Consider the following 22762-nt stretch of genomic DNA (forward strand, 5'->3'; position numbering starts at 1 on the left):
ATAGCCCACTATTTTTGTCCAGTTAAAGAAAGTATGTCAGAAATTAAACTCATTGTTGGGCTGGCTAACCCGGGGGATAAATATGCCGAAACCCGCCATAATGCGGGGGAATGGTTAATTAACCGCCTTGCCCGTCAATTTAATTTTCAACTGAAAGAAGAAAGTAAATTTTTCGGTAAAACCGCAAGAGCGGTGATTTTTGGCGAAGAAATTCGTTTTCTCGTCCCCACTACTTTTATGAACTTAAGCGGTAAAGCGGTGAGTGCATTAGCCAATTTTTACCGCATTAAACCAGAAGAAATGCTGATTATTCACGATGAGCTTGATCTTCCTCCCGGTGTTGCCAAAATTAAGCAAGGGGGCGGACACGGTGGACATAACGGTTTGCGTGATAGCATTGCTCAGCTAGGTAATAATAAAAATTTCTATCGCCTGCGTGTGGGGATTGGACACCCGGGTGATAAAAATCTGGTTTCCGCCTATGTGCTAGGTAAACCCTCACCAACAGATTGGCAACTGATTGATAAAGCCTTAGATGAAGCCACTGTGTGCGTGGAAATTCTCATCAAAGAAGGCATTAACAAAGCAACAAATCGACTCAATAGCTTTAAAGCATCAAATTAAACATTAAGGAAATATTATGGGATTTAAATGTGGTATTGTAGGTTTACCAAACGTGGGCAAATCCACCCTTTTTAACGCATTAACAAAAGCAGGTATTGAAGCGGCAAATTACCCGTTCTGTACCATTGAACCAAACACTGGCGTTGTGCCAATGCCCGATCCACGTCTAGACGCGTTAGCGGAAATTGTTAAACCTGAACGCGTCTTACCAACTACAATGGAATTTGTGGATATCGCCGGTCTTGTTGCTGGCGCAAGCAAAGGGGAAGGATTAGGTAACAAATTCCTTGCTAATATTCGTGAAACCGATGCGATTGGCCACGTTGTACGTTGTTTTGAAAATGATGACATTGTTCACGTTGCCGGAAAAATTGATCCCGCTGAAGATATCGACACCATTAACACAGAACTTGCCCTCGCTGATTTAGACAGTTGTGAGCGCGCCATTCAACGTTTAACTAAACGTGCCAAAGGTGGCGATAAAGAGGCAAAATTTGAATTGTCCATTATGGAAAAAATCCTCCCTGTGTTAGAAAATGCCGGAATGATTCGTTCTGTCGGATTAGATAAAGACGAATTACACGCCATTAAGAGCTATAACTTCCTTACATTAAAACCAACAATGTATATTGCCAATGTGAATGAAGATGGCTTTGAAAATAATCCTTATTTAGATCGTGTACGTGAAATTGCGGAAAAAGAAGGGGCGGTGGTTGTGCCTGTTTGTGCGGCAATTGAATCTGAAATTGCGGAACTGGATGATGAAGAAAAAGTGGAGTTTCTGCAAGATCTAGGCATTGATGAACCGGGTTTAAACCGTGTTATTCGTGCAGGTTATGCCCTATTAAATTTACAAACTTATTTCACTGCTGGCGTTAAAGAAGTTCGTGCGTGGACAGTTTCCGTCGGCGCCACAGCACCAAAAGCCGCTGCGGTCATCCACACTGATTTTGAAAAAGGTTTTATTCGCGCCGAAGTTATTTCTTATGCTGATTTCATTCAGTACAAAGGCGAAAACGGGGCAAAAGAAGCAGGAAAATGGCGTTTAGAAGGGAAAGATTATATCGTTCAAGATGGCGATGTAATGCATTTCCGTTTTAATGTCTAATTCATTCTAGCTTATGCTATTTTGATCTAAAAAATAGATAAAAATATTACCGCACTTGAGAAAAAGTGCGGTATTTTTTTAATTACTGTTGTTCCAGTTTAAAATAATACGGTGTTACTACCTCTTTATGATAGAAAGATCAGTTCACTGTTTTATTTTTAATGTAAACGGACGTGTTCTTTTCATTAAATGAGTGTAGATTAAAATATCCTCATCAAATGACAGGTTAATATCATCTTATTTTTTACTTTATAGGAAGCAAAAATGACAATCACAATTCTTGACGGTGGAATGAGCCGTGAATTAATGCGTTTAAACGCACCCTTTCGCCAACCAGAATGGTCGGCACTTTCACTTTATGAAAAACCGCAAGCTATTGAACAGGTTCATCAGAACTTTATTGCCCATGGCGCTGAAGTGATTACCACGAATAGTTATGCGGTTGTGCCTTTTCACATTGGTGAACAACGTTTTGTTGCTGATGGCAAAATGCTTGCCGATCTTGCTGGTCGTCTGGCTAAAAATGCGGTGAAAAATAGCGGAAAATCCATTAAAATTGCGGGTTCTCTGCCTCCCTTATTTGGCTCTTATCGACCTGATTTATTTCAAGCTGAGCGTGTTAAAGAGATTGCTCTGCCACTCATCAATGGGCTTGCCCCTTACGTTGATCTTTGGTTATGCGAAACCCAAAGCGCCATTATTGAGCCTGTCTCAATCAAACCTTTATTACCCGATGATCGTCCTCTGTGGGTTTCCTTTACCTTGCAAGATGAAAACCCGCATCTTCCAGCGAGCCTACGTTCAGGGGAATCAGTACAAAGTGCGGTAGAAAAAATGATTGAATTAGGCGTGAGTGCCATTTTATTTAACTGCTGTCAGCCAGAAGTGATTGAACAAGCCTTACAAGTAACCCAACAGGTACTACAAAAACATCAGGCTGAACACATTGCCACAGGGGCTTATGCCAACGCCTTTGCACCACAAACCAAAGAAGCCACCGCCAATGAAGGATTAGACGAAGTACGTAAAGATCTTGATCCCCAAGCCTATTTAGTTTGGGCGAAAAAATGGCAACGTGCTGGCGCAAGCATTATTGGCGGTTGCTGTGGTATTGGCTTAGAGCATATTCAAGCACTTTCAGATTATTTCAAAAAATAGGGAAATACAGGATGTCAAATAAAAAAATTGGTTTAATTTCTCTTACCGCCCTCGTGCTGAGTTCGATGATTGGCTCAGGAATTTTCAGCTTACCGCAAAATATGGCTGCTGTTGCGGGATCAGAAGCCCTACTGATTGGCTGGCTGATTACTGGCATTGGGATTATTTTTCTTGGATTATCTTTCTTTTTTATTTCACGCCTTAAACCTGAATTAGACGGTGGGATTTATACTTACGCACGCGAAGGTTTTGGTGAATTAATGGGATTTTTATCCGCTTGGGGTTACTGGCTCTGTGCAACCATCGGGATTGTGGGCTACTTAGTTGTCGCTTTTGAAGGTATTGGTACCTTTACAGATAGCGAAAATGTCGTTATTTTTGGGCAAGGCAATACCCTCGCCTCTTTTATCGGTTCTTCACTGGTGGTGTGGCTTGTTCATCTTTTGATTGCAAGAGGGGTCAAAGAAGCCGCTTCTGTTAATTTAATCGCCACCCTCGTTAAAGTCTTTCCGCTTATTTTATTTATTGCGCTCGCCTTTTGCTTTTTCTCTCCAGAAACCTTTAATAGCGATATAAAAGGAATCGCATTAAATAATACAGTGAGTGATCAGGTGAAAAATACAATGCTCATCACTTTGTGGGTTTTTACTGGGGTTGAAGGGGCAGCCGTACTCTCCGCTCACGCAAAAAAACGCAGCGATGTGGGCATTGCAACCGTATTAGGCATCATTATTGCGTTATTACTCTATATTGCAATTACGGTGCTTTCTTTAGGTCTTTTACCAAGAGAAACTATTGCCCAAATGGCAAATCCTTCTATGGCTGGACTATTAGAATTAATGATCGGCAAAAGTGGCAAAGTTCTCATTACCGTCTGCTTAATTATTTCTGTACTCGCTTCTTACATTAGCTGGACGATGTATTCGGCAGAAGTCCCTTATCGAGGTGCTAAAAATGGGGCATTTCCACAAATTCTGAATAAACTCAATGACAATGATGTGCCGATTAACTCCTTATGGTTTACCGGCTTTGTGGTACAGCTATGCCTTATTTTGGTTTTACTCACAGGCAAGACCTATGAAGCATTACTACTGATTTCAACTTCAATGATCTTAGTGCCTTACTTACTGATTGGCGCTTACTTGCTAAAATTAGCCTTTCAGCAACATTGTGCTTGGTATATTAAACTCACGGGATTTATTGCCACACTTTATGGGCTATGGATTTTATATGCCGCAGGACTTGATTATCTGCTGATTTCTGTGGCGTTATATGTACCCGGTATTGCGCTATTCCTATATTCTCGCCACCAATCGCAAGGCAAATTCAATTTAAACCACGCTGAAAAAGCCCTGATTGTCCTTTTTGCATTACTCTTTATTTGGGCAATTAACGTACTGATAAATTTTGAATTCTAAGTTATCTAAAAAGCAGATCATATCGATCTGCTTTTTTTCATCACAATAAAAAATAGGACAAAATAAAGTTGCGGTGTCATTTTACAATGTTTTCACCGCCAAAAAGCAAACGATTGCTTAAAATAAAATATACAGTATAATTCGCCCTATTTTTTATCGACTAGGAAAGCCTTATGAACAACAATCTACTCTATTCCGTTGAAGACAAACCACCTTTTGGGTTAAGTCTATTATTAGCCGCTCAACATTTACTTGCCGCATTAGGTGGTATTATCGCTGTGCCATTGGTGATTGGTAATGTACTCAAGCTACCTACCGCGGATACCATCACCTTAGTCAATGCCGCTTTACTTATCTCCGGTGTGGTTACCATTATCCAATGCCGTGGCTTAGGCCCAATTGGCATTCGTTTACCAAGCGTAATGGGAACAAGTTTCACCTTTGTTGCTGCCGCACTTGCCATTGGCTTTAGTGAAGATGGCGTTGCAGGGATTTTAGGCGCTTCCCTCGTGGGATCGCTGGTGATGATCATCGGCAGTTTCTTTATGCCCTATATCCGTAAATTATTTCCACCAGTGGTAACCGGAACGGTAGTGATGATGATTGGTCTTAGCCTGATTCCTGTTGCCGTAGATTGGTTTGCCGGTGGACAACGCACTGATCCCAACTATGCCACACCAGAAAATCTGCTGATGGCGAGCTTTGTGTTGGTCATTGTGGTCATTTTAGTTCAATGGGGCAAAGGCATTTTTTCCGCTGCCGCCATTGTTATTGGAATGATGACAGGCTATATAGTGGCGCTTGCTCTAGGTTGGGTGAATTTTGATGGGGTTAAACACGCACAAATTTTTGCCGTACCGCAACCGTTACATTTTGGTTTAGCCTTCCCACTCTCCGGCATTATTGGGATGTCTATCGCCTATTTGGTAACCATTGTGGAATCAAGTGGTAACTTCTTAGCTTTAGGTAACGCCACTAAAACGGAAATCACGGGTAAACATTTACGCGGTGGCGTGTTATGTGATGGCTTAGGTTCAGCCCTTGCTGCGATAATGTCCACCACGCCGTTTTCCTCTTTCTCACAAAATATTGGGGTGATTTCTCTCACGGGCGTAGCGAGCCGTTATGTGGTCGCCATAACAGGAGCATTATTAGTGCTAGCAGGATTATTCCCTGTATTCGGTGCATTAATTGTTTCCATTCCACTTCCAGTGCTTGGTGGCGCGGGTTTGATGATGTTTGCAATGATTATTGCAGCGGGAATTCAAATGTTAGATCGCATTGAACGCAGCAAACGCAACGGATTAATCATCGCGATTTCCATTGGTTGCGGCTTAGCCGTTACTACTCGTCCAGAATTGCTCGAAAAACTCCCACACTTTTTTAAAGAAGTCCTTGGCTCTGGCATTACCGTGGGATCATTATTAGCTTTGATTTTAAACTTGGTGCTACCACAAGATAAAAATTCAAAAGAAAATGGCTAAGCAGCGATTCTATTAGCGGATCGCTATTGGGATAATGTGGTTAAAACTAGACCACCTTGTCCACAAAATAAGGCAAATTGTGGGAGAATGGAGAGAATTTTTTCAAGCCATTTCACTGAGTTTTGCTAGATTTTGGGATTTTCAGACCATTAAGCCATTGGCAATAATCAACATTGCCCTCGCACATTAATGCTTAGGGCAATGTTTTTATCAATGATTAAGCTTTTTTACTTGGCAAGAGTAGCGCTTTTAAATGCGCTAATACGTCTTTTTGAATATGTTTTAAACGTGGACGTTCCTCCTGTTTAAAAGCAAGCGGGCGACAAAATTCCATCGCTTTAATACCAAGCCTTGCGGTAAGCAGCCCAACCCCAACACCTTGTGCGATACGGGCGGAAAATTTTGCCGTCACATCTTGCGAAAGCCAGTCCATTCCAATTTCTTTGACCACTTCCGTTGCCCCCGCAAAAGCCATATTCAACAAGACCATTCGCAATAAACGCAAACGGCTAAAATACCCCAGTTCAATATGATAAAGTTTAGCTAATTGGTTGATTAAACGAATATTTCGCCACGCAACAAAAAACATATCCACCACCGCTAAAGGACTCACTGCAACAACTACCGCCGCTTCAATGGCATTTTTACTAATCAGTTTTTGTGCTTGTTTATCAATCGGTTTTAATACGGTTTGACTGAACAGATCGGCACGTTCGCTAGCAGAATGTCCTTCATTAGATTGCTTTTGCCATTGGATAACTTCTGGTGATTGCGGTGAAATATCCATCGCTTTGATAATGTCTTGACAGAGCTGCTGCACTTTTTCGCTTTCTTGTACAGAAAAATCTTGCTGAAAATCCCCCGCACTTTTGTTTAATAAAAATTGGCTTTTCTCTTGCAATGCCATTCGTTTTTTTAAGTGTACGAGCTTACGCCATTCGTTCACCATTGCACCAATTCCCAACACCACAAAAAAGCAACTTGCCAGCGCAAAAGAAAAATAAATCCATTGGTGATGTTGCCACGTATCAATCAACCACTGTATCGACTGTGCAATCAGCGCGCCAGTAAAAAAGATCGCTGAACTTGCCAGCCATTTTTTCCACCAACGGGGTTTAGGTTGGAGTGCTTGCTCAAATTGTGGTGCGAGATCGCCCGATTCATCTTCTACATCCGTTTCTATGATTAAATTCTCTTGTGAAAAGGTTTGTTTCGGTGCAAAAGCTTGTTGTTCTCGATCTTCAAGTGCGGTGTGAAAAATTTGTTTTTCCATTGTTATCTTTCTCTCTTGCGATCAATCCAGTTTATCCGCTAACAAAAATTGCAATACAGCGTCCATTCTTAAATGAGGAATTGCACTGCCCGGTTCAAGGGGCTGCGGTTCAAATTGATCAAATTCAAATCCTTGTGTTTGCCAAAATTGTGCGTTTGGCAAACGGTTTGGCACATCCCCGGGATAAAGGGTGATTTTTTGCTGATCTTTTTGCCGAATGCCTTGTATCGCGGGGTAAAATTTTCCATTTTGATTCACCATAACTTGTTGTGTTGCACGAATCGCAGCAATCGCATCGTATGTGGTTTTAATGCCTTCATACGCTACATAACGCCCCCCTTCTTGTACTAACTGACGTAGTAGGCTAATTAAATTATGGTGTTGCTCTCTGGTGATGTGATCCGCTTTGGTCGCAAGAAACATCAATTTATCAATTTTTGGTGAAAACAAGCGGTTGAGCAAGGTGCGTTTGCCATAATGAAAACTCTTAAACAGGGCTTGTAAACCTTCTTGCATATCTAAAAAAGCGCGTTGGCTATGATTAAGGGGGGTAAGGCAATCCGCCAAGATCACTTGACGATCAAAGGTAGAAAAATAATCACGATAAAAACCTTTGACGATATGTTGGCAATAATAATCGTAACGATCTGTCAAAACAGCAAAATAGCTGTCGTTATCCGCTTTTTTTAGGGCTTGCCATTGCGCCTTATTAAGATGAACCAAAGGGAAAAATTGCACCGCAGGCGCACCTTCCAATTCCCCCGCTAAGACAAAACGCCCCGGCTGAATAAAATGCAAGCCCTGTGCTTTACAAGCTAATAAGTATTCTGTGTAATCCTTTGCCAGTTGCGCCAAAACCGCTGCATCTGCTTTGGCGAATAAGTCGATTTTTGCTACGTTTTCTTGCCATTTTTGCGCCAATTCAAGGCGTTGCCCTTGCATAAGTTCGCGCTGTTGCTCGCTCCATTGTTGAAAATCTAATTCAAGCAACGGCAAATCTAATAGCCATTCCCCCGGATAATCAAAAATATCAAGATAAAGTGTGCCGGTTTCTTTTAAATGACGCCACAAGCCACGCTGTTGATAACGAATTGCCAAGCGTGTTTCGCTCACTCCGCGGGTAGAATCAGGCCAGCGTGCGGGGGTGTCTGTCAAACATTCCAAGTTCTTTTCATATTCAAAACGAGGAATGTGCATCGTGCGTTGTTCAATGGGTTTTACCGCTATAATCCGTTTCTCTCGCGCCGCATAAAATAAGGATAAATGGGGGTTATCCAGCGTATTAATATGTAAAAGTTGGTTCACAAGACTGGTAATAAATGCCGTTTTTCCGCTACGGCTTAGCCCAGTTACGGCTAAACGCAAAGTGCGGTCAAATCCACGGTCAATGAGGTTATCCAGCTCTTTTTGAATATAATCAAACATTTTATTTCTAAATTTCGCTAATATACTTTAAAATTTCGCCATAATTTATCACAAATATGCCTGTTATGTTTATAAGAAAAATCGTTGTTTCTGCTATTTTGCTGAGTGCCAGCCTAATCAGCTTGCCAAGTTACGCAGCGCCTAAAGTGCCAAAAAGCCTTACGCAAAATGGACTTATTTATTGCACCCAAGCAAACGGTTTATCCTTTAATCCGCAAACCAGTGATGCGGGAACCAGTATGAACGTGGTTACCGAGCAAATTTATAATAAATTATTTGAAATCAAAAATAACAGTGCCACGGTTGAACCGGTACTGGCACAAAGTTATAGCCTGTCTGCTGATGGCAAAACCATTACCATTAATTTACGCAAAGGGATTAAGTTTCATCAAACGGATTGGTTTACTCCAACACGCAATTTCAATGCAGAAGATGTGGTGTTTTCACTTAATCGTGTGCTAGGGCATAATACGGATTTACCTACCTTAGAAACCTTAGTGGATTACAAAAATCCGCAATATCGAATTTTTCACGAACAAGCACGCAAAGTACGTTTTCCCTATTTTGAAAGCATTAAATTACGCGAAAAAATTGAGTCTGTGGTCGCCACCTCGCCTTATCAAGTGCAAATCCACCTCTTTCAGCCTGATGCGTCGATTCTTTCCCATCTTGCCAGTCAATATGCCATTATTTTCTCACAAGAATACGCCTTACAACTCAACGCTGACGATAACCTTTCTCAGCTAGACACCTTGCCTGTCGGAACTGGCCCTTATAAAGTACAAAATTTTGTGCGTAATCAATATGTTCGTTTAGTGAGAAATGAAGATTATTGGCGTAAAAAAGGGGAAATTGAACATATTATTATCGACCTTTCAACAGACAAAACGGGGCGTTTGATTAAATTCTTAAATGGCGAATGTCAGATTACCTCTAGCCCTGACGTGAGCCAACTGGGAATTTTGAAACAATTTAATGAGCGATATTATCTGAAATCCACCGAAGGAATGAATTTGTCGTATTTGGCATTTAATTTTCTTAAACCAGCAATGAAAGATTTAGATCTACGCCGTGCAATCTCGCAAGGCATTGATCGAGAACGTATTATTCATCGTATATATCATAATACAGCAAGTGTCGCGAATAATATTATTCCAAATATTTCTTGGGCAGCAACGGTAAATACCCCTGACTTTGCCTATGATTACAACCCCAACGCGGCGAAAGCCTTTTTACAAGATAAGCAGCTCAAATTAACAATGTGGGTGCTAAATGAAGAACAAGTTTATAACCCTTCACCAATCAAAATGGCTGAATTAATAAAATGGGATTTAGCACAGGTAGGGGTGGAATTAGTGATTCGCCCTGTTACGCGAACTTATTTAATTGAGCAGCTCCGAAATGGCTCAGAAGATTATGATTTAATTCTCACTGGCTGGCTCGCGGGAAATTTAGATCCTGATAGCTTTATGCGCCCTATTTTAAGTTGTGGTACAGTCAATGACATTACCAATTTATCCAACTGGTGCTATGCCCCCTTTGAAGATGCAATGAACCGTGCTTTAAACACTACGCAGTTACGTTCACGCGCTAATTATTATAATATCGCGCAAGAAATTATTTTATCCGAGTTACCCATTATTCCTGTGGCTAATGTCAAACGAATGTTAATTGCAAATTCGCGCGTGAAAGGCTTGGAGTTAGCCCCCTTTGGTAGCATTAACTTCACAACGCTATCCTATCAGCAAGGAGAAGGAAAATGATCCTATCTTTTTTTCGGCATCTTATCCTGTTGGTGATCACCTTAGTCATTCTGTCTATGATTAGCTATGCCGTGTTAATGCGTGATCCCCTAAATGAAGTCTTGGCAACACCCCATTTTTATTCAGGCTATTTTTTCTATGTGCAAAATTTGCTCAATGGGGATTTGGGGATTAGCTACAATGGCGGTGATTCCTTAAGTGATTTAGTTCTCACGGTACTCCCCCCAACCCTTGAACTTTGCTTTACCGCCATTTTACTGGCGTTGCTCTTTGGTATTCCTTTAGGACTTATCGGGGCGGTTTACCGTAAAAAATTATTAGGAAAAATCATCCGCACTTTATCTGTGATAGGGCTTTCTTTACCCGTATTTTGGCTTGCGCCCCTCCTGCTTTATGCCGCCGCCATTTATGGTTGGGAAATTGCGGCAATTGGGCAATATAATTTACTCTATGAAATTCAGCCTATCACGGGCTTTCCTATTATTGATGTATGGTTTATTGACGCCCCTTATCGCATTAAGGTGATCCAAAATGTGCTACAACACCTGATTTTGCCTACATTGGTGCTAATGATTTGGCCTACAATGGAGATTATCCGCATCGTGCAAGAACGAGCGGCCTATTTGTTTGAACAACCTTATATCAAAATTTCAATGACAAGAGGCTGGTCTATGTACAAAATTTTATATACCCATATTTTACGCAACACCTTGCCTCTGCTTGTGCCACAAATGACACGCTTATTCACCCTCGTTATCGCACAATGTATGTTAGTTGAAGGCACATTTGGTTGGTCTGGCATTGGACGTTGGTTGATTAATGCCGTTGCCCAACAAGATTACAACAGTATTTCTGCAGGCATTATCGTGATTGGGTTATGCATTATCGTAGTAAATTTATTGGTAGAAACACTCACCTTCGTGTTAGATCCGTTAAATAAGAAAGGTTGGTATGCAAGATAAAGATCTGGCAGAATTTCGCCATACAGAAACATTAACCACCATTTGGAAATTATTCCGCCAAGATAAAGTGGCACTTGCCAGTTTTTATCTGTTTTTGCTGTTTATTTTGACCGCACTTTTTAGCACGTTCATTGCCCCTTATCCCGCTGAAACGCAGTTTATCGGTTTTGAACTAATGCCCCCCTCTTGGGTAAATGGCGGAAAAATTGCCTATTTTTTTGGTACAGATGATATTGGGCGTGATGTCCTAAGTCGCTTAATCACAGGAACAACTTACACCTTAGGTTCAGCCTTAATTGTGGTGGTTTTTACCGCAATATTAGGTGGAATTCTCGGCGTTTGGGCAGGAATGTCGCAAGGAATCAAATCTCGTGTACTCGGGCATTTTCTAGATGCTTTCCTTTCCACCCCAATTTTGCTGATTGCCATTATTATAGCGACCTTAATGCAGCCTAGCCTGATTAACGCAATGCTTGCCATTACATTGGCATTATTACCGCACTTTATTCACGAAATTTACCAAGCTATTCAAAAAGAGCTGAAAAAGGAATACATTTTAATGCTTCGTCTTGAAGGCGCATCAAATTGGCTTTTACTCAAAGAAGCCATTTTCCCTAATATTTCGGTGAAATATATCCAAGAAATTACTCGCGCGTTTACCATCGCAATTTTGGATATTAGTGCATTAAGTTTTATTTCCCTTGGAGCGCAAAGCCCAATGCCTGAGTGGGGCGTAATGATTAAAGATTCTCTAGAGCTAATTTATCTCGCGCCTTGGACTGTCATCTTACCGGGACTTGCGATTATGGCGGTCATTCTCGTTGCCTTATTACTCGGCAATGGCATTAACAAAGCGATTGAAAAATATTATGAATAAGGATTCCAATGGCACTACTTGATATTCGTAATCTTTGCATAGAAATAAAAACGCCAAATGGTCGAGTAAAAATTGTCGATAACGTCAATCTCACCTTAAATGAAGGGGAAATTTGCGGTTTAGTCGGGGAATCGGGTTCAGGCAAAAGCCTCATTGCAAAAGTCATTTGTAACACCATTAAAGATTCGTGGATTGTTAGCGCTGATCGCTTTCGTTTTAATGAGGTAGAATTGCTTAAACTTAGCCCACATAAAAGACGGAAATTAGTCGGCAAAGAAATCTCAATGATCTTCCAAGAACCGCTTACAAATTTAGATCCTAGCACCAAAATTGGCAAACAGCTTATTCAAAATATCCCTTCGTGGACATTCAAAGGACGCTGGTGGCAATGGTTTGGCTGGAAAAAACGCCGTGCCATTGAACTATTACACCGTGTAGGCATTAAAGATCATAAAGATATAATGAATAGCTATCCCGACGAAATCACCGAAGGGGAAGGACAAAAAGTGATGATTGCTGCCGCGGTTGCCAATCAACCCCGCTTATTAATTGCCGATGAACCGACGAATTCCTTGGAATCTATCACTAAGGTGCAAATTTTCCGCCTGTTATTGAGTATGAACCAAAACCAAGGTACCTCTATCTTACTGGCAAGCAATGATATAAATAGCATCAGTGAATGGTGTGATAGTTTCAGCGTACTTTATTGCGGACAAAATGCAGAATCAGGGCCAAAAGAAAGCGTGCTGAACACGCCACATCACCCTTACACCAATGCCTTACTGCATTCCATTCCTGATTTTAAACAGCCTTTGCCATTCAAAAGCCGTCTAGGCACATTGCGTGGTACCGTTCCACTGTTGGATCAACTGCCTATTGGCTGTCGTCTAGGACCGCGTTGCCCGTTTGCCCAAAAGAAATGTATCAATAAGCCACCAACAAGACGAATTAAACATCACGAATTTGCTTGCCATTTTCCACTTAATTTACGCGAAAATCAGCGAAAAGAAAAAGAAGAAATGGCAACCCCACTTATCATTAATACGGATGAAAATAACACAGAATAGGAAAATCGAATGAGTGCCTTATTAAAAATTGAACATTTATCCAAATCCTTTGATGATAATGTCGGTATTTTCTCATCTAGCCAATTCGTTGCTGTGGAAAATGTCAGTTTCCAATTAGAACGCAAAAAAACCTTAGCGATTATTGGTAAAAATGGCTCAGGCAAATCAACCTTGGTAAAAATGATCGTAGGAATTCTCGCGCCAAGTGCGGGGGAAATTTTATTTAATAATACGCCACTTCAATTTGGCGATTATCGCTCTCGTTCGCAACATATTCGTATGGTTTTCCAAGATCCCAATAGTGCCTTCAACCCCAAACTCAACGTTGGGCAGATTTTAGATACCCCACTGCGTCTTGCTACACATTTAAGTGAAACCGAACGTGATGAAAAAATCTTTTCGACGCTCAAACTGGTAGGGCTTTACCCTGATCACGCCAACATTAAAATCAACACAATGTCAATGAGCCAGAAACAGCGTGTCGCCCTTGCCCGTGCCTTGATCCTTGAACCTAAAATCATCATCACCGATGATGCCCTTGGCTCACTTGACGCCACCGTAAAAACACAACTGATGAATTTAATGCTCGAAATCCAAGAAAAACTCGGTATTGCTTATATTTACGTGGGACAACACTTGGGAATTATTAAGCATATTTCTGATGATGTATTGGTGATGGATGAAGGCAAAATGATTGAATATGGCAGCACTCACGATGTCTTCACCGCCCCACAAAATGAGATTACCAAACGCCTTGTAGAAAGCCATTTTGGACAATTGCTGACCGATGAATCTTGGGCATTCAGATAACTGTCATAAAATAAAGTGCGGTGTTTTTTTACAAAATTTTTGTAATAAAGCCCCTTGCACTCACCTAATTTTATAGCATTTATGAGCATAAAAAACAGGCTGGATAGCATATCCAGCCTGTTTAATGTAATACTAAAACATTACGCAGGATAAACCGGCAAACGCTTACAAATAGCTAGCACTTTTTCTTTTGTTGCAGCAATCACTTCTGCTTCATTTTCTTTACCCACAGCATCAAGCACATCGCACATCCAACCAGCTAACTCTTTCACTTCCGCTTCTTTGAAACCACGACGAGTCACAGAAGGGGTTCCGACACGGATACCCGAGGTGATAAATGGTTTTTGTGGATCATTTGGCACAGCATTTTTATTTACTGTAATATTCGCCTTGCCTAATGCCGCATCTGCCGCTTTCCCTGTTAAACCGTGACTGACTAAATCAACTAAGAATAAATGGTTTTCCGTGCCATTAGAAACCACGTTGTAACCACGTTGTTTAAACACGTCGACCATTGCTTTCGCGTTTTTCACCACTTGTTGCTGATAAGCTTTAAACTCAGGCTCAAGCGCTTCTTTAAAACATACCGCTTTCGCTGCAATCACGTGAACCAATGGACCACCTTGACCTGCTGGGAATACGGCACTGTTTAATTTTTTATAAAGCTCTTCATCGCCACCTTTTGCTAAAATCAAGCCACCACGTGGACCACCTAAAGTTTTGTGCGTTGTGGTTGTCACAACGTGAGCGTGCGGTAATGGATTTGGATAAACCCCTGCCGCAATCAAGCCGGCGACGTGCGCCATATCTACGAATAAATAGGCGCCAACTTCATCAGCAATTTCACGCATTTTCGCCCAATCAACCACTTGAGAATAGGCAGAAAAACCACCCACGATCATTTTTGGCTTAACGCGTAATGCTTGTTCACGCAATGCGTCATAATCAATTACGCCTTCATCGGTGATGCCATATTGTTCTGCATGATAAATTTTGCCTGAAAAGCTCACTGATGCACCGTGAGTTAAATGGCCACCGTGTGCCAAGCTCATACCTAAAATAGTATCGCCCGGATTTAGTAGTGCCATATAAACTGCCGCATTAGCTTGCGAACCAGAATGTGGCTGCACATTTGCATAATCTGCACCAAATAATTCTTTCGCACGGTCAATGGCAAGTTGCTCAACAATATCGGCATACTCACAACCGCCATAATAGCGTTTACCCGGGTAACCTTCTGCATATTTATTGGTGAATTGAGAACCCTGTGCTTCCATCACACGTGGGCTAGCATAGTTTTCTGATGCAATTAATTCAATATGTTCTTCTTGACGACGATTTTCATCTTGAATCGCCTGCCATAATACGGGATCGTAATCAGCGATGTTCATACTTCTTTTTAACATTGTGTTTGTCCTCTTCGTTTAAAAATATGGGGGATAGTTTACCCTGTTCTGTGATACTTTTTAATGAAAATTTAATTGTTAATTTCTCATCATCTGGATGAATTTTTTTCATTTATAAGGCTTATGGCACCGCTAAAATATGGCAGTTACATAAATCATCGCTTTCAAATTCGGTCATTTCTCCTGCAGATTTATTCGGAATTGGGAATAATCTGACGGTAAGGGGCTTATTTAAACGAAATGCCATTGTGCCAGTATCACTCATTAATCCTGCGATTTGTTCAATGGTTGCTTCACCTGAAATTGGCACAGTATCTAAACCAATGCCACATACAGCACTATAAGTGAGTAAAGCACGAATATCAAATTGAGATGTTTTGGTGCCTTCCGCTAAGCCCAAATCTTCAGTTACTGCTAACATCAAACCAGAAAAGCCGACCAAATCGACATTTTTCACTGATTTGAACACACGAGTGAGTAATTCGGAAACTTCTACTGTACCCGCTGCACCGAAATAAGGTACGCCGAGCAATTCATAAACCTTTGTCATTGAATGGCAGTTTTTAGATGGGGCTGCTGAGCTATCAAAACCAGCTAATCTAAAATTACCTGATAATGCAGATTTTATCACGTTTTGTATTTCATCAATGTGATATTGCAATGCTTGGGACATTGCCACACTGGCTTGATGAAAGAACCGCTGGCGATTTTCATTGATAGGCAAATTTTCTAGCACATCAACCAATAAATCTGGCGTTTCTAAACCGATTACCACCGCATTATCTAGCTCACTGCGGTGATAACCTGCTGGGAAATAAGGAATAAACGGTTTACAGTTAAAATTCACGGTGAAATTAAAATTACCTTCACCACGAGGGGTTAATTCTGCAATTTTTTGCACCGCACTTGCACAATTTAACAACAACGCATAATCTAGAAAACCATTTTCATCACGTTCCACATTTACGCAAGCATTACATAAATCCCCATAGTCTGCGATTAATTCTGGCAATAACGCGATCTCTTGTGCCGTTTTTGCTTCCCCAATTGCAAAACGAATACGCAACCCGCTCTCATTCAATTGACTCAGCAAGGTTTTAAGCAAGGCTAAATCACGTTTTGCCGTGTCAATGCTACTCAAATCCAAATATTCACAAAAAGGATTAGTGATAATACGGATAGACTGAATTTCATACCCTTTTTGCTGAATAGCGGGAATAAGTAAATCAAATTCCGCTTTCGCCATTTGTAGCTGCTGTTGCCATTGTGTTTTATCTTTAGTTAAAGATAAAAATAGACTTATGGCTCTCACGCGACAACGTGATTTATCTTGATACATATTGCTCCTTTTTATGATTAATTCTCTATTATGATTTCTCGCGTGCAATAGCTCTCCAACCAATATCACGGCGGAAGAAACGACCGTTCCACTGAATTTGTTCTGCGAGTTTTAATGCTTTCTGTTGAGCATCAAGCACGCTGTCGCCCAATGCGGTGGCGCAGAGAACGCGGCCACCATTGGTGACTAACTTGCCATTTTCTTCACTCACACCAGCAAGAAAAACTTTTTCATCACGTTGCTCAGATGTTGGTAAGCCTTGGATTTCATCACCTTTACGATAATCCGCAGGATAGCCTTCTGCGGCAAGCACAATGCCTAGCGCGGCTTGTTTTTTCCATTGCGATTGAACTTGATCCAATTTCCCTTCACAGGCTTTTAGGCAAAGCGCTACCAGATCAGAATCCATCCGCATCATAATCGGTTGTGTTTCAGGATCGCCAAAACGGCAGTTAAATTCAATGACTTTTGGCTGACCATTTTTATCGATCATCAGGCCAGCATATAAAAAACCTTTATAAACATTCCCTTCAGCCGCCATTCCCTGTACGGTTGGATAAATAATTTGCTGCATCACACGTTGGTGAATTTCAGGGGTAACAACTGGCGCAGGCGAATAAGCGCCCATTCCGCCCGTATTTAAGCCTTTATCCCCTTCCCCCACACGCTTGTGATCTTGGCTAGTTGCCATTGGTTCGACATTTTTGCCGTCCACCATCACGATGAAACTGGCTTCTTCACCTTCTAAAAACTCTTCAATCACGACGCGAGAACCTGCATCACCAAAGGCATTACCTGAAAGCATATCCTTAATGGCTTCTTCCGCCTCCGCTAATGTCATTGCCACAATCACGCCTTTTCCAGCCGCCAAGCCATCTGCTTTAATCACTATCGGCGCGCCTTTTTGTCGAACATAAGCAAGGGCTTGCTCAATATCGGTAAAGTTTTGATATTCTGCCGTTGGAATTTGATGACGAGCTAAGAAATCTTTAGTGAATGCTTTTGATCCCTCCAACTGTGCTGCCGCTTGGCTTGGGCCGAAAATCGTTAAACCTGCTTGTTCAAAAGCATCGACTACACCTGCCACCAAAGGGGCTTCCGGACCAACAATGGTTAAGCCAACTTGATTTTCTTGTGCGAATTTGACTAATGCTGGAATATCCGTCGCAGAAATTGCCACATTTTCCACCGCTCTTCTGCCCACGCCACTTTCCCGTGCTGTGCCAGCATTTCCCGGTGCAACAAACACTTTACTGGCTAAAGGGGATTGTGCAGCTTTCCACGCAAGGGCGTGTTCACGCCCACCGTTTCCGATAATTAAAATATTCATTTTTTTCTACCCCACTTTGAATTAATGACGGAAATGACGCATTCCTGTTAGCACCATCACCATATTATGTTCATCTGCGGCATCAATCACTTCTTGATCACGCATAGAACCACCGGGGTGAATCACGCACTCAATGCCAACTTTAGCGGCGGCATCAATGCCATCACGGAATGGAAAGAAAGCATCGGATGCCATTACACAACCTTTTACTTCTAACCCCTCGTCCTGTGCTTTAATACCGGCAATCTTAGCAGAATAAACACGGCTCATTTGTCCTGCACCAATGCCGATAGTTTGATTATCTTTCGCATAGACAATGGCGTTAGATTTAACAAATTTCGCCACTTTCCAGCAAAATAGCAAATCTTGTAGTTCTTTTTCCGTTGGCTTACGTTTGCTCACGACTTGCAAATCGGCAAGATCTACCATACCTAAATCGCTGTCTTGTACTAATAAACCGCCATTAACACGTTTGAAATCTAAGCGTTGCTGTGCTTCGCTATGCCATTCGCCACATTCTAACACACGTACATTTTTCTTGACTTTTAGCACCGCTTTCGCTTCTTCTTGAATCACTGGCGCGATAATTACTTCGACAAATTGACGATCAATAATCGCCTGTGCGGTTGCGGCATCTAATGGACGGTTAAAAGCAATAATGCCACCGAAAGCCGAGGTTGGATCTGTTTGATAGGCTCGGTTATAGGCGTCTAAAATATCAGCGCCTAACGCTACGCCACAAGGATTTGCGTGTTTCACAATCACGCAAGCGGGTTCATTAAAACTTTTCACGCATTCCAAGGCAGCATCGGTATCCGCAATATTGTTATAAGAGAGAGCTTTACCTTGTAATTGTTTTGCCGTAGACACACTTGCGTCTTTTTGTTCTTTTTCCACATAAAATGCGGCATTTTGATGACCATTTTCACCATAACGCATCGTTTGTTTGCGGATAAAATTCAAATTCAAGGTGCGTGGGAATTGTCCGCACAAGGCATTTTGTTCTTCTTCCTCAGCGGCAAAGTAAGGTTTCACCAATTTACCAAAATAATTGGCAATCATCGCATCATATTGTGCGGTATGTTCAAAAGCTTTAATCGCTAAATCAAAACGTGTTGCTAAAGTTAAACTATTTTGATTTTGATCCATTTCAGCCAAAACAGCAGAAAAATCTTGATTATTTACCACAATTGCAACATCTTTATGATTTTTCGCTGCAGAGCGCACCATTGTTGGCCCACCAATATCAATATTTTCTACGGCATCTTCAAGGGTACAATCCGCTTTTGCCACAGTTTGCGCAAAAGGATAAAGGTTCACCACCACCATATCAATCGGCTCAATGTGGTGCTTAACCATCACTTCATCATCCACGCCACGACGTCCTAAAATACCACCGTGAACTTTTGGGTGTAAGGTTTTCACTCGTCCGTCCATCATTTCTGGAAAGCCGGTGTAATCAGAGACTTCAATAACGGGTAATCCCTTTTCCATTAACAATTTCGCAGTACCACCTGTGGAAAGCAATTTCACTCCGCGTTGCACTAAGCCTTGAGCAAATTCCACAATACCTGTTTTGTCTGAAACACTAAGTAAAGCCTGACGAATAGGGCGATTTGGTTGCATTGAGATTTCCTTTAATTTAATGAAATGAAAAAACCTCCGCATTATAACGCAATCGTTTGCTTTTATATAGCACGAAATCAAATTTCTTAACAAAAAACCAACAATGCATAATACCTAGATCCCAAAGTGCGGTGTGTTTTTTGATTATTTTTCTGAAACAACAAAAAAACCCGCTTAATGCGGGTTTAATTCAATAACGCTGAAAGAAAAAAGACAAATTAACTTTTCTTACCGACTCTGTTGTCTAATGAAAATGCACCAGCACCTAAGAAAACAAAGTTTAAGAAAACTAAAGAATATAATGCTGCAAGCTCACCTTTATTGACGATCGGCAATAACACGTTATCTAAAGAAGCGTGAATTTGAAAATACGCGACTGCCATCATACCAGAAATAATGAATGCTACGGGACGGGTAAACAGCCCTAAAATTAATAATGCGCCACCCACGATTTCTAATACACCGCCAATGCCCATCATTGAAAAAAGTTCCACTGCACCATTTCCCCCCGTCATTGAAACGGGGTATTCAAAGAATTTTGACGTGCCGTGTAATAAAAACATATAGCCTGCAATAATGCGTAATAATCCGAGTGCATAAGGGCTAATTTTATTTAATGAATTCATAATGTTTCCTTTAAAAAATAATCTTACTCCAACAGGAGTGAAAGAGCGCGTATCATAATGGAATTGCATTGCCTACACAATTCATAATAATGAAAATCACTTTTTCTTATTCGTTAAAAATAACACAATGATTTGCTGATAATCCAATCAACGCATTCTTTAAACCAGCCCCACCATTTCAAAAAACTGACGATATGCGGCAACCTTTTTCTCAAAGGCAAGTGGATAAGCCCTTGAAGTTGAAGGCAGGCGATATAAATTGAGTGCAAAATCAGGATAGGGATAAGGAATAAAGCTGTTAGTTTTCGGGACGTTGACTTTTTCTGGCAATAAGGAAAGCAGAATCTCTGTGGCTTTGCCTCCAGTTGTAAAAATCCAGTGGCATTGGGGGACTTGAGGCAATACTTCAGCCAGATTGACCGTTTCTACCACCCTCAGAAATTTGTCCGATGCGTTATCTTGTTCACGAATTGCTTTACGCACAGTTGGGCATAATGCAATGCCTTTATCCCATAAAAAATGTTTAATTCGTTCAGCATCAAAGCGTTTTTCATTCGGTACTTGGAAATAATCGGCTCGGCCAAAAAATACTGCGCCATACACTCGCCACATATCATTTTGGAAATTGGGATAATGAAATTCCATACAACGCTTTTCCGCTTTGGGTGGAAAACTTCCCATCATCATAACGGTGGCGTGTGGTGGCAATATCGCAGCAAACGGGTGTGTTTCAATCTGTTGGCTCATTGTTCGTCCTTATTTCGCAACCTTTAATTGTTGATATAAGTAATTTTGATAACCACGAAGCAGTGCCTGATCTTGGCAATCTTGCAATTTACCCTGACTTAATTTACGCATTGCAATATTCGCTTGCATAAATTCATCAGCTGGCAATCCTGCTATTTCTAAAATCAAACCGCCCGCCTGTGCCAAATCAAGGAAATTCTGTTGTTGTTTAAACGTATTTTGCATATTACTTCGCACAACAAGCTGAGTAATATAGTTGGGGTGTGGGTAATCAAAGTGATAAGCAGGTTGCGCCCCACTAATGGAAATTTGATGATCGCCAAAATAGGCTAATACATAAGGCTTCTGACGATTTTGCATATAGCGGTTGAAATCTTCGATGACATCATTGAGCTTTACAATTCTCTGAATATAATCATTCAATTCGCCCGTGCCTTTCGGAGTGAACCCTTGATTTTGCAATTCAAACAGATTCCCCACATCGTGATAAGGACCGTGTTCACGCATTGTAAGCACATAAACAAATAAAGGTTGGCTGACTTTTTCAAGCGCAGGAATACCTTGTTTTTGCAAAATTTTCTGCACATACTGGCTCATTTCATCACTACCAATCGTCCATAAATTCTTACTTAACGGTGCAGGATAACCAAGTTCTTGCGGTTGTAACATCAGATCAAAACCAAAGTGATCATAAGCGGGTTTGGCATTGTAATTCCCTTTGGTGAAAGGCGATAATGCAACGCAATAATATCCCTGCGCTTTTAAATTCTGCACAAAACTGTATTGTAAATGGGGTACAACAGAATAAAACACGGCATTCGCCATCGCGCCAAAATCCGTTGAGGGCAAACCAGATAGGAAAGCAAACTCCGATTTCCACGTTGCTCCGCCTAAAGTATGCACACGTAAATGACTGTTAAATTTGGTATCCGCTTGATTTTCATACATTGTTATTGGCGGAATATTCGCTTTCTCAAACACAAAACTGTGAGGATTTAGGGTAGATTCCTGAAGCCATACAACAATATCTGGCTTTTCTGCTTCGACCGTTAGCGGATAATCTTCAACCTGTTGTTTTTGTTTAAGAAAATAATCTGCATCGCCATCAAAAATAGGTGGTTTGAAAAAGACACCTCGGCAAGACATCGGTAAATTTAAAAACACATCTCGTCCGTCATCAGGTAAGGAATCAAGCCACTGTTTGATAGCTGATTTATTTTTACTGTAATGACAGATAGCAAAAATGGTGAAAAAAAGCACCGCACTTGCAAAAATTCGCCATTCAACACTTGCCACTGTGGCTGAAGACCAGCCCATTACGGCATAAACCATTAACCCGATCAAGCCAGCAATCGCAAAGATTGCTGAGCGATAATGCAACAAGGTTTCCCAATTTCGCCAATCGAAAACTAAAAAGAAATCAGACACTAACAAAGGCTGTTTATAAAAATGAATCTTTAAGCGATGAAAAAGCATTAGCACCACGAACAACACGGCAGCAAAATTCAGCCCTCGCTGCCATTGCCCTGTAATACTAAACATCAAGCTAAAAAATAACACAAACTGTGCAATGGCAAAGAAATAGGTCCAACGGTAATGAGAATTGATAATAAAAATTACCGAAGCAAGGGTGAAAAGAGAGAGTAAGAGGTATTCCATCATAAGTACGCCAAAAAATGCATTCAAAAGTTAAAGTGCGGTTGATTTTTTATCTATTTT

Annotated in this window: 19 protein-coding genes; 10 read left to right on the forward strand and 9 right to left on the reverse strand. The window is 41.1% G+C overall.

The window, feature by feature from the left end; translation table 11 throughout:
* The first annotated feature begins 33 nt into the window (after positions 1-33).
* From pth to L4F93_RS00195, 5 genes are all read left to right on the forward strand, one after another.
* Positions 34-624 carry an aminoacyl-tRNA hydrolase gene (gene pth / locus L4F93_RS00175; RefSeq protein WP_250350551.1) on the forward strand — a complete coding sequence of 197 codons (591 nt, stop codon included), beginning with the start codon at positions 34-36 and terminating at the stop codon, positions 622-624.
* A gap of 16 nt (positions 625-640) precedes the next feature.
* Complete coding sequence (gene ychF / locus L4F93_RS00180) at positions 641-1732, forward strand: redox-regulated ATPase YchF (RefSeq protein ID WP_250350552.1); 1092 nt, start codon at positions 641-643, stop codon at positions 1730-1732.
* 264 nt (positions 1733-1996) lie between these two features.
* Entirely contained in the window at positions 1997-2890 is an 894-nt protein-coding gene (locus L4F93_RS00185; protein ID WP_250350553.1) for a homocysteine S-methyltransferase family protein, read from the forward strand.
* 11 nt (positions 2891-2901) lie between these two features.
* Entirely contained in the window at positions 2902-4308 is a 1407-nt protein-coding gene (locus tag L4F93_RS00190; protein WP_250350554.1) for a basic amino acid/polyamine antiporter, read from the forward strand.
* Positions 4309-4481: 173 nt separating this feature from the next.
* Positions 4482-5792 carry a nucleobase:cation symporter-2 family protein gene (locus tag L4F93_RS00195; protein WP_250350555.1) on the forward strand — a complete coding sequence of 437 codons (1311 nt, stop codon included), beginning with the start codon at positions 4482-4484 and terminating at the stop codon, positions 5790-5792.
* A gap of 217 nt (positions 5793-6009) precedes the next feature.
* Here L4F93_RS00195 and L4F93_RS00200 read toward each other — a convergent pair whose 3' ends face one another.
* Together L4F93_RS00200 and L4F93_RS00205 are read right to left on the reverse strand one after the other, a co-directional pair.
* Complete coding sequence (locus tag L4F93_RS00200; RefSeq protein ID WP_250350556.1) at positions 6010-7065, reverse strand: TIGR01620 family protein; 1056 nt, start codon at positions 7063-7065, stop codon at positions 6010-6012.
* A gap of 21 nt (positions 7066-7086) precedes the next feature.
* Positions 7087-8490, reverse strand: coding sequence for a YcjX family protein (locus L4F93_RS00205; protein WP_250350557.1), 1404 nt, complete (start codon positions 8488-8490; stop codon positions 7087-7089).
* 65 nt (positions 8491-8555) lie between these two features.
* On the opposite strand from L4F93_RS00205, the gene L4F93_RS00210 reads away from it, so the two are divergent.
* From L4F93_RS00210 to L4F93_RS00230, 5 genes are read left to right on the forward strand one after another with little or no spacing between them, the layout of a single operon-like run.
* Positions 8556-10253, forward strand: coding sequence for an ABC transporter substrate-binding protein (locus tag L4F93_RS00210; protein WP_250350558.1), 1698 nt, complete (start codon positions 8556-8558; stop codon positions 10251-10253).
* Entirely contained in the window at positions 10250-11215 is a 966-nt protein-coding gene (locus tag L4F93_RS00215) for an ABC transporter permease (RefSeq protein WP_250350559.1), read from the forward strand. The genes L4F93_RS00210 and L4F93_RS00215 overlap by 4 nt, the downstream gene beginning before the upstream one ends.
* On the forward strand, positions 11205-12092 hold the full coding sequence (locus L4F93_RS00220; RefSeq protein ID WP_250350560.1) for an ABC transporter permease subunit: 888 nt from the start codon (positions 11205-11207) through the stop codon (positions 12090-12092). Before L4F93_RS00215 ends, L4F93_RS00220 begins: the two co-directional genes overlap by 11 nt.
* Positions 12093-12100: 8 nt before the next feature.
* Complete coding sequence (locus L4F93_RS00225) at positions 12101-13159, forward strand: peptide ABC transporter ATP-binding protein (protein WP_250350561.1); 1059 nt, start codon at positions 12101-12103, stop codon at positions 13157-13159.
* 9 nt (positions 13160-13168) lie between these two features.
* On the forward strand, positions 13169-13969 hold the full coding sequence (locus tag L4F93_RS00230; protein WP_250350562.1) for a peptide ABC transporter ATP-binding protein: 801 nt from the start codon (positions 13169-13171) through the stop codon (positions 13967-13969).
* Between the two features lie 140 nt (positions 13970-14109).
* Here L4F93_RS00230 and glyA read toward each other — a convergent pair whose 3' ends face one another.
* The 7 genes from glyA to L4F93_RS00265 form a co-directional block, all read right to left on the reverse strand.
* Positions 14110-15375, reverse strand: a complete 1266-nt coding sequence (glyA, locus tag L4F93_RS00235) for a serine hydroxymethyltransferase (protein WP_250350563.1) — start codon at positions 15373-15375, stop codon at positions 14110-14112.
* Positions 15376-15496: 121 nt separating this feature from the next.
* Positions 15497-16714 carry a DUF711 family protein gene (locus L4F93_RS00240; protein WP_250350564.1) on the reverse strand — a complete coding sequence of 406 codons (1218 nt, stop codon included), beginning with the start codon at positions 16712-16714 and terminating at the stop codon, positions 15497-15499.
* 28 nt (positions 16715-16742) lie between these two features.
* Positions 16743-18044: a phosphoribosylamine--glycine ligase gene (gene purD, locus L4F93_RS00245; protein ID WP_250350565.1), complete on the reverse strand. Its 1302-nt coding sequence runs from the start codon at positions 18042-18044 to the stop codon at positions 16743-16745.
* 21 nt (positions 18045-18065) lie between these two features.
* Entirely contained in the window at positions 18066-19670 is a 1605-nt protein-coding gene (purH, locus tag L4F93_RS00250) for a bifunctional phosphoribosylaminoimidazolecarboxamide formyltransferase/IMP cyclohydrolase (RefSeq protein ID WP_250350566.1), read from the reverse strand.
* 218 nt (positions 19671-19888) lie between these two features.
* On the reverse strand, positions 19889-20296 hold the full coding sequence (locus tag L4F93_RS00255; RefSeq protein ID WP_250350567.1) for a DoxX family protein: 408 nt from the start codon (positions 20294-20296) through the stop codon (positions 19889-19891).
* Positions 20297-20455: 159 nt separating this feature from the next.
* The gene (locus L4F93_RS00260; RefSeq protein WP_250350568.1) at positions 20456-21043 is read right to left on the reverse strand and encodes a DNA glycosylase; all 588 of its coding nucleotides are present in this window, start codon (positions 21041-21043) and stop codon (positions 20456-20458) included.
* 9 nt (positions 21044-21052) lie between these two features.
* Entirely contained in the window at positions 21053-22705 is a 1653-nt protein-coding gene (locus L4F93_RS00265; RefSeq protein ID WP_250350569.1) for an LTA synthase family protein, read from the reverse strand.
* Between the last annotated feature and the right edge of the window lie 57 nt (positions 22706-22762).

The sequence above is a fragment of the Avibacterium sp. 20-132 genome, assembly GCF_023611925.1.
In the GTDB taxonomy this organism is placed as follows: Bacteria; Pseudomonadota; Gammaproteobacteria; order Enterobacterales; family Pasteurellaceae; genus Avibacterium.

Excerpts from the sequence above, each read along its gene's own strand:
- L4F93_RS00195 (WP_250350555.1), top strand. The coding sequence starts at position 4,482 with ATGAACAACAATCTACTCTATTCCGTTGAAGACAAACCACCTTTTGGG.
- L4F93_RS00255 (WP_250350567.1), bottom strand. The coding sequence starts at position 20,296 with ATGAATTCATTAAATAAAATTAGCCCTTATGCACTCGGATTATTACGC.
- L4F93_RS00205 (WP_250350557.1), bottom strand. The coding sequence starts at position 8,490 with ATGTTTGATTATATTCAAAAAGAGCTGGATAACCTCATTGACCGTGGA.
- ychF (WP_250350552.1), top strand. The coding sequence starts at position 641 with ATGGGATTTAAATGTGGTATTGTAGGTTTACCAAACGTGGGCAAATCC.
- glyA (WP_250350563.1), bottom strand. The coding sequence starts at position 15,375 with ATGTTAAAAAGAAGTATGAACATCGCTGATTACGATCCCGTATTATGG.
- L4F93_RS00240 (WP_250350564.1), bottom strand. The coding sequence starts at position 16,714 with ATGTATCAAGATAAATCACGTTGTCGCGTGAGAGCCATAAGTCTATTT.
- pth (WP_250350551.1), top strand. The coding sequence starts at position 34 with ATGTCAGAAATTAAACTCATTGTTGGGCTGGCTAACCCGGGGGATAAA.
- L4F93_RS00225 (WP_250350561.1), top strand. The coding sequence starts at position 12,101 with ATGGCACTACTTGATATTCGTAATCTTTGCATAGAAATAAAAACGCCA.
- L4F93_RS00185 (WP_250350553.1), top strand. The coding sequence starts at position 1,997 with ATGACAATCACAATTCTTGACGGTGGAATGAGCCGTGAATTAATGCGT.
- L4F93_RS00210 (WP_250350558.1), top strand. The coding sequence starts at position 8,556 with ATGTTTATAAGAAAAATCGTTGTTTCTGCTATTTTGCTGAGTGCCAGC.
- L4F93_RS00265 (WP_250350569.1), bottom strand. The coding sequence starts at position 22,705 with ATGATGGAATACCTCTTACTCTCTCTTTTCACCCTTGCTTCGGTAATT.
- L4F93_RS00215 (WP_250350559.1), top strand. The coding sequence starts at position 10,250 with ATGATCCTATCTTTTTTTCGGCATCTTATCCTGTTGGTGATCACCTTA.
- L4F93_RS00230 (WP_250350562.1), top strand. The coding sequence starts at position 13,169 with ATGAGTGCCTTATTAAAAATTGAACATTTATCCAAATCCTTTGATGAT.
- L4F93_RS00200 (WP_250350556.1), bottom strand. The coding sequence starts at position 7,065 with ATGGAAAAACAAATTTTTCACACCGCACTTGAAGATCGAGAACAACAA.
- purD (WP_250350565.1), bottom strand. The coding sequence starts at position 18,044 with ATGAATATTTTAATTATCGGAAACGGTGGGCGTGAACACGCCCTTGCG.
- L4F93_RS00220 (WP_250350560.1), top strand. The coding sequence starts at position 11,205 with ATGCAAGATAAAGATCTGGCAGAATTTCGCCATACAGAAACATTAACC.
- L4F93_RS00190 (WP_250350554.1), top strand. The coding sequence starts at position 2,902 with ATGTCAAATAAAAAAATTGGTTTAATTTCTCTTACCGCCCTCGTGCTG.
- L4F93_RS00260 (WP_250350568.1), bottom strand. The coding sequence starts at position 21,043 with ATGAGCCAACAGATTGAAACACACCCGTTTGCTGCGATATTGCCACCA.
- purH (WP_250350566.1), bottom strand. The coding sequence starts at position 19,670 with ATGCAACCAAATCGCCCTATTCGTCAGGCTTTACTTAGTGTTTCAGAC.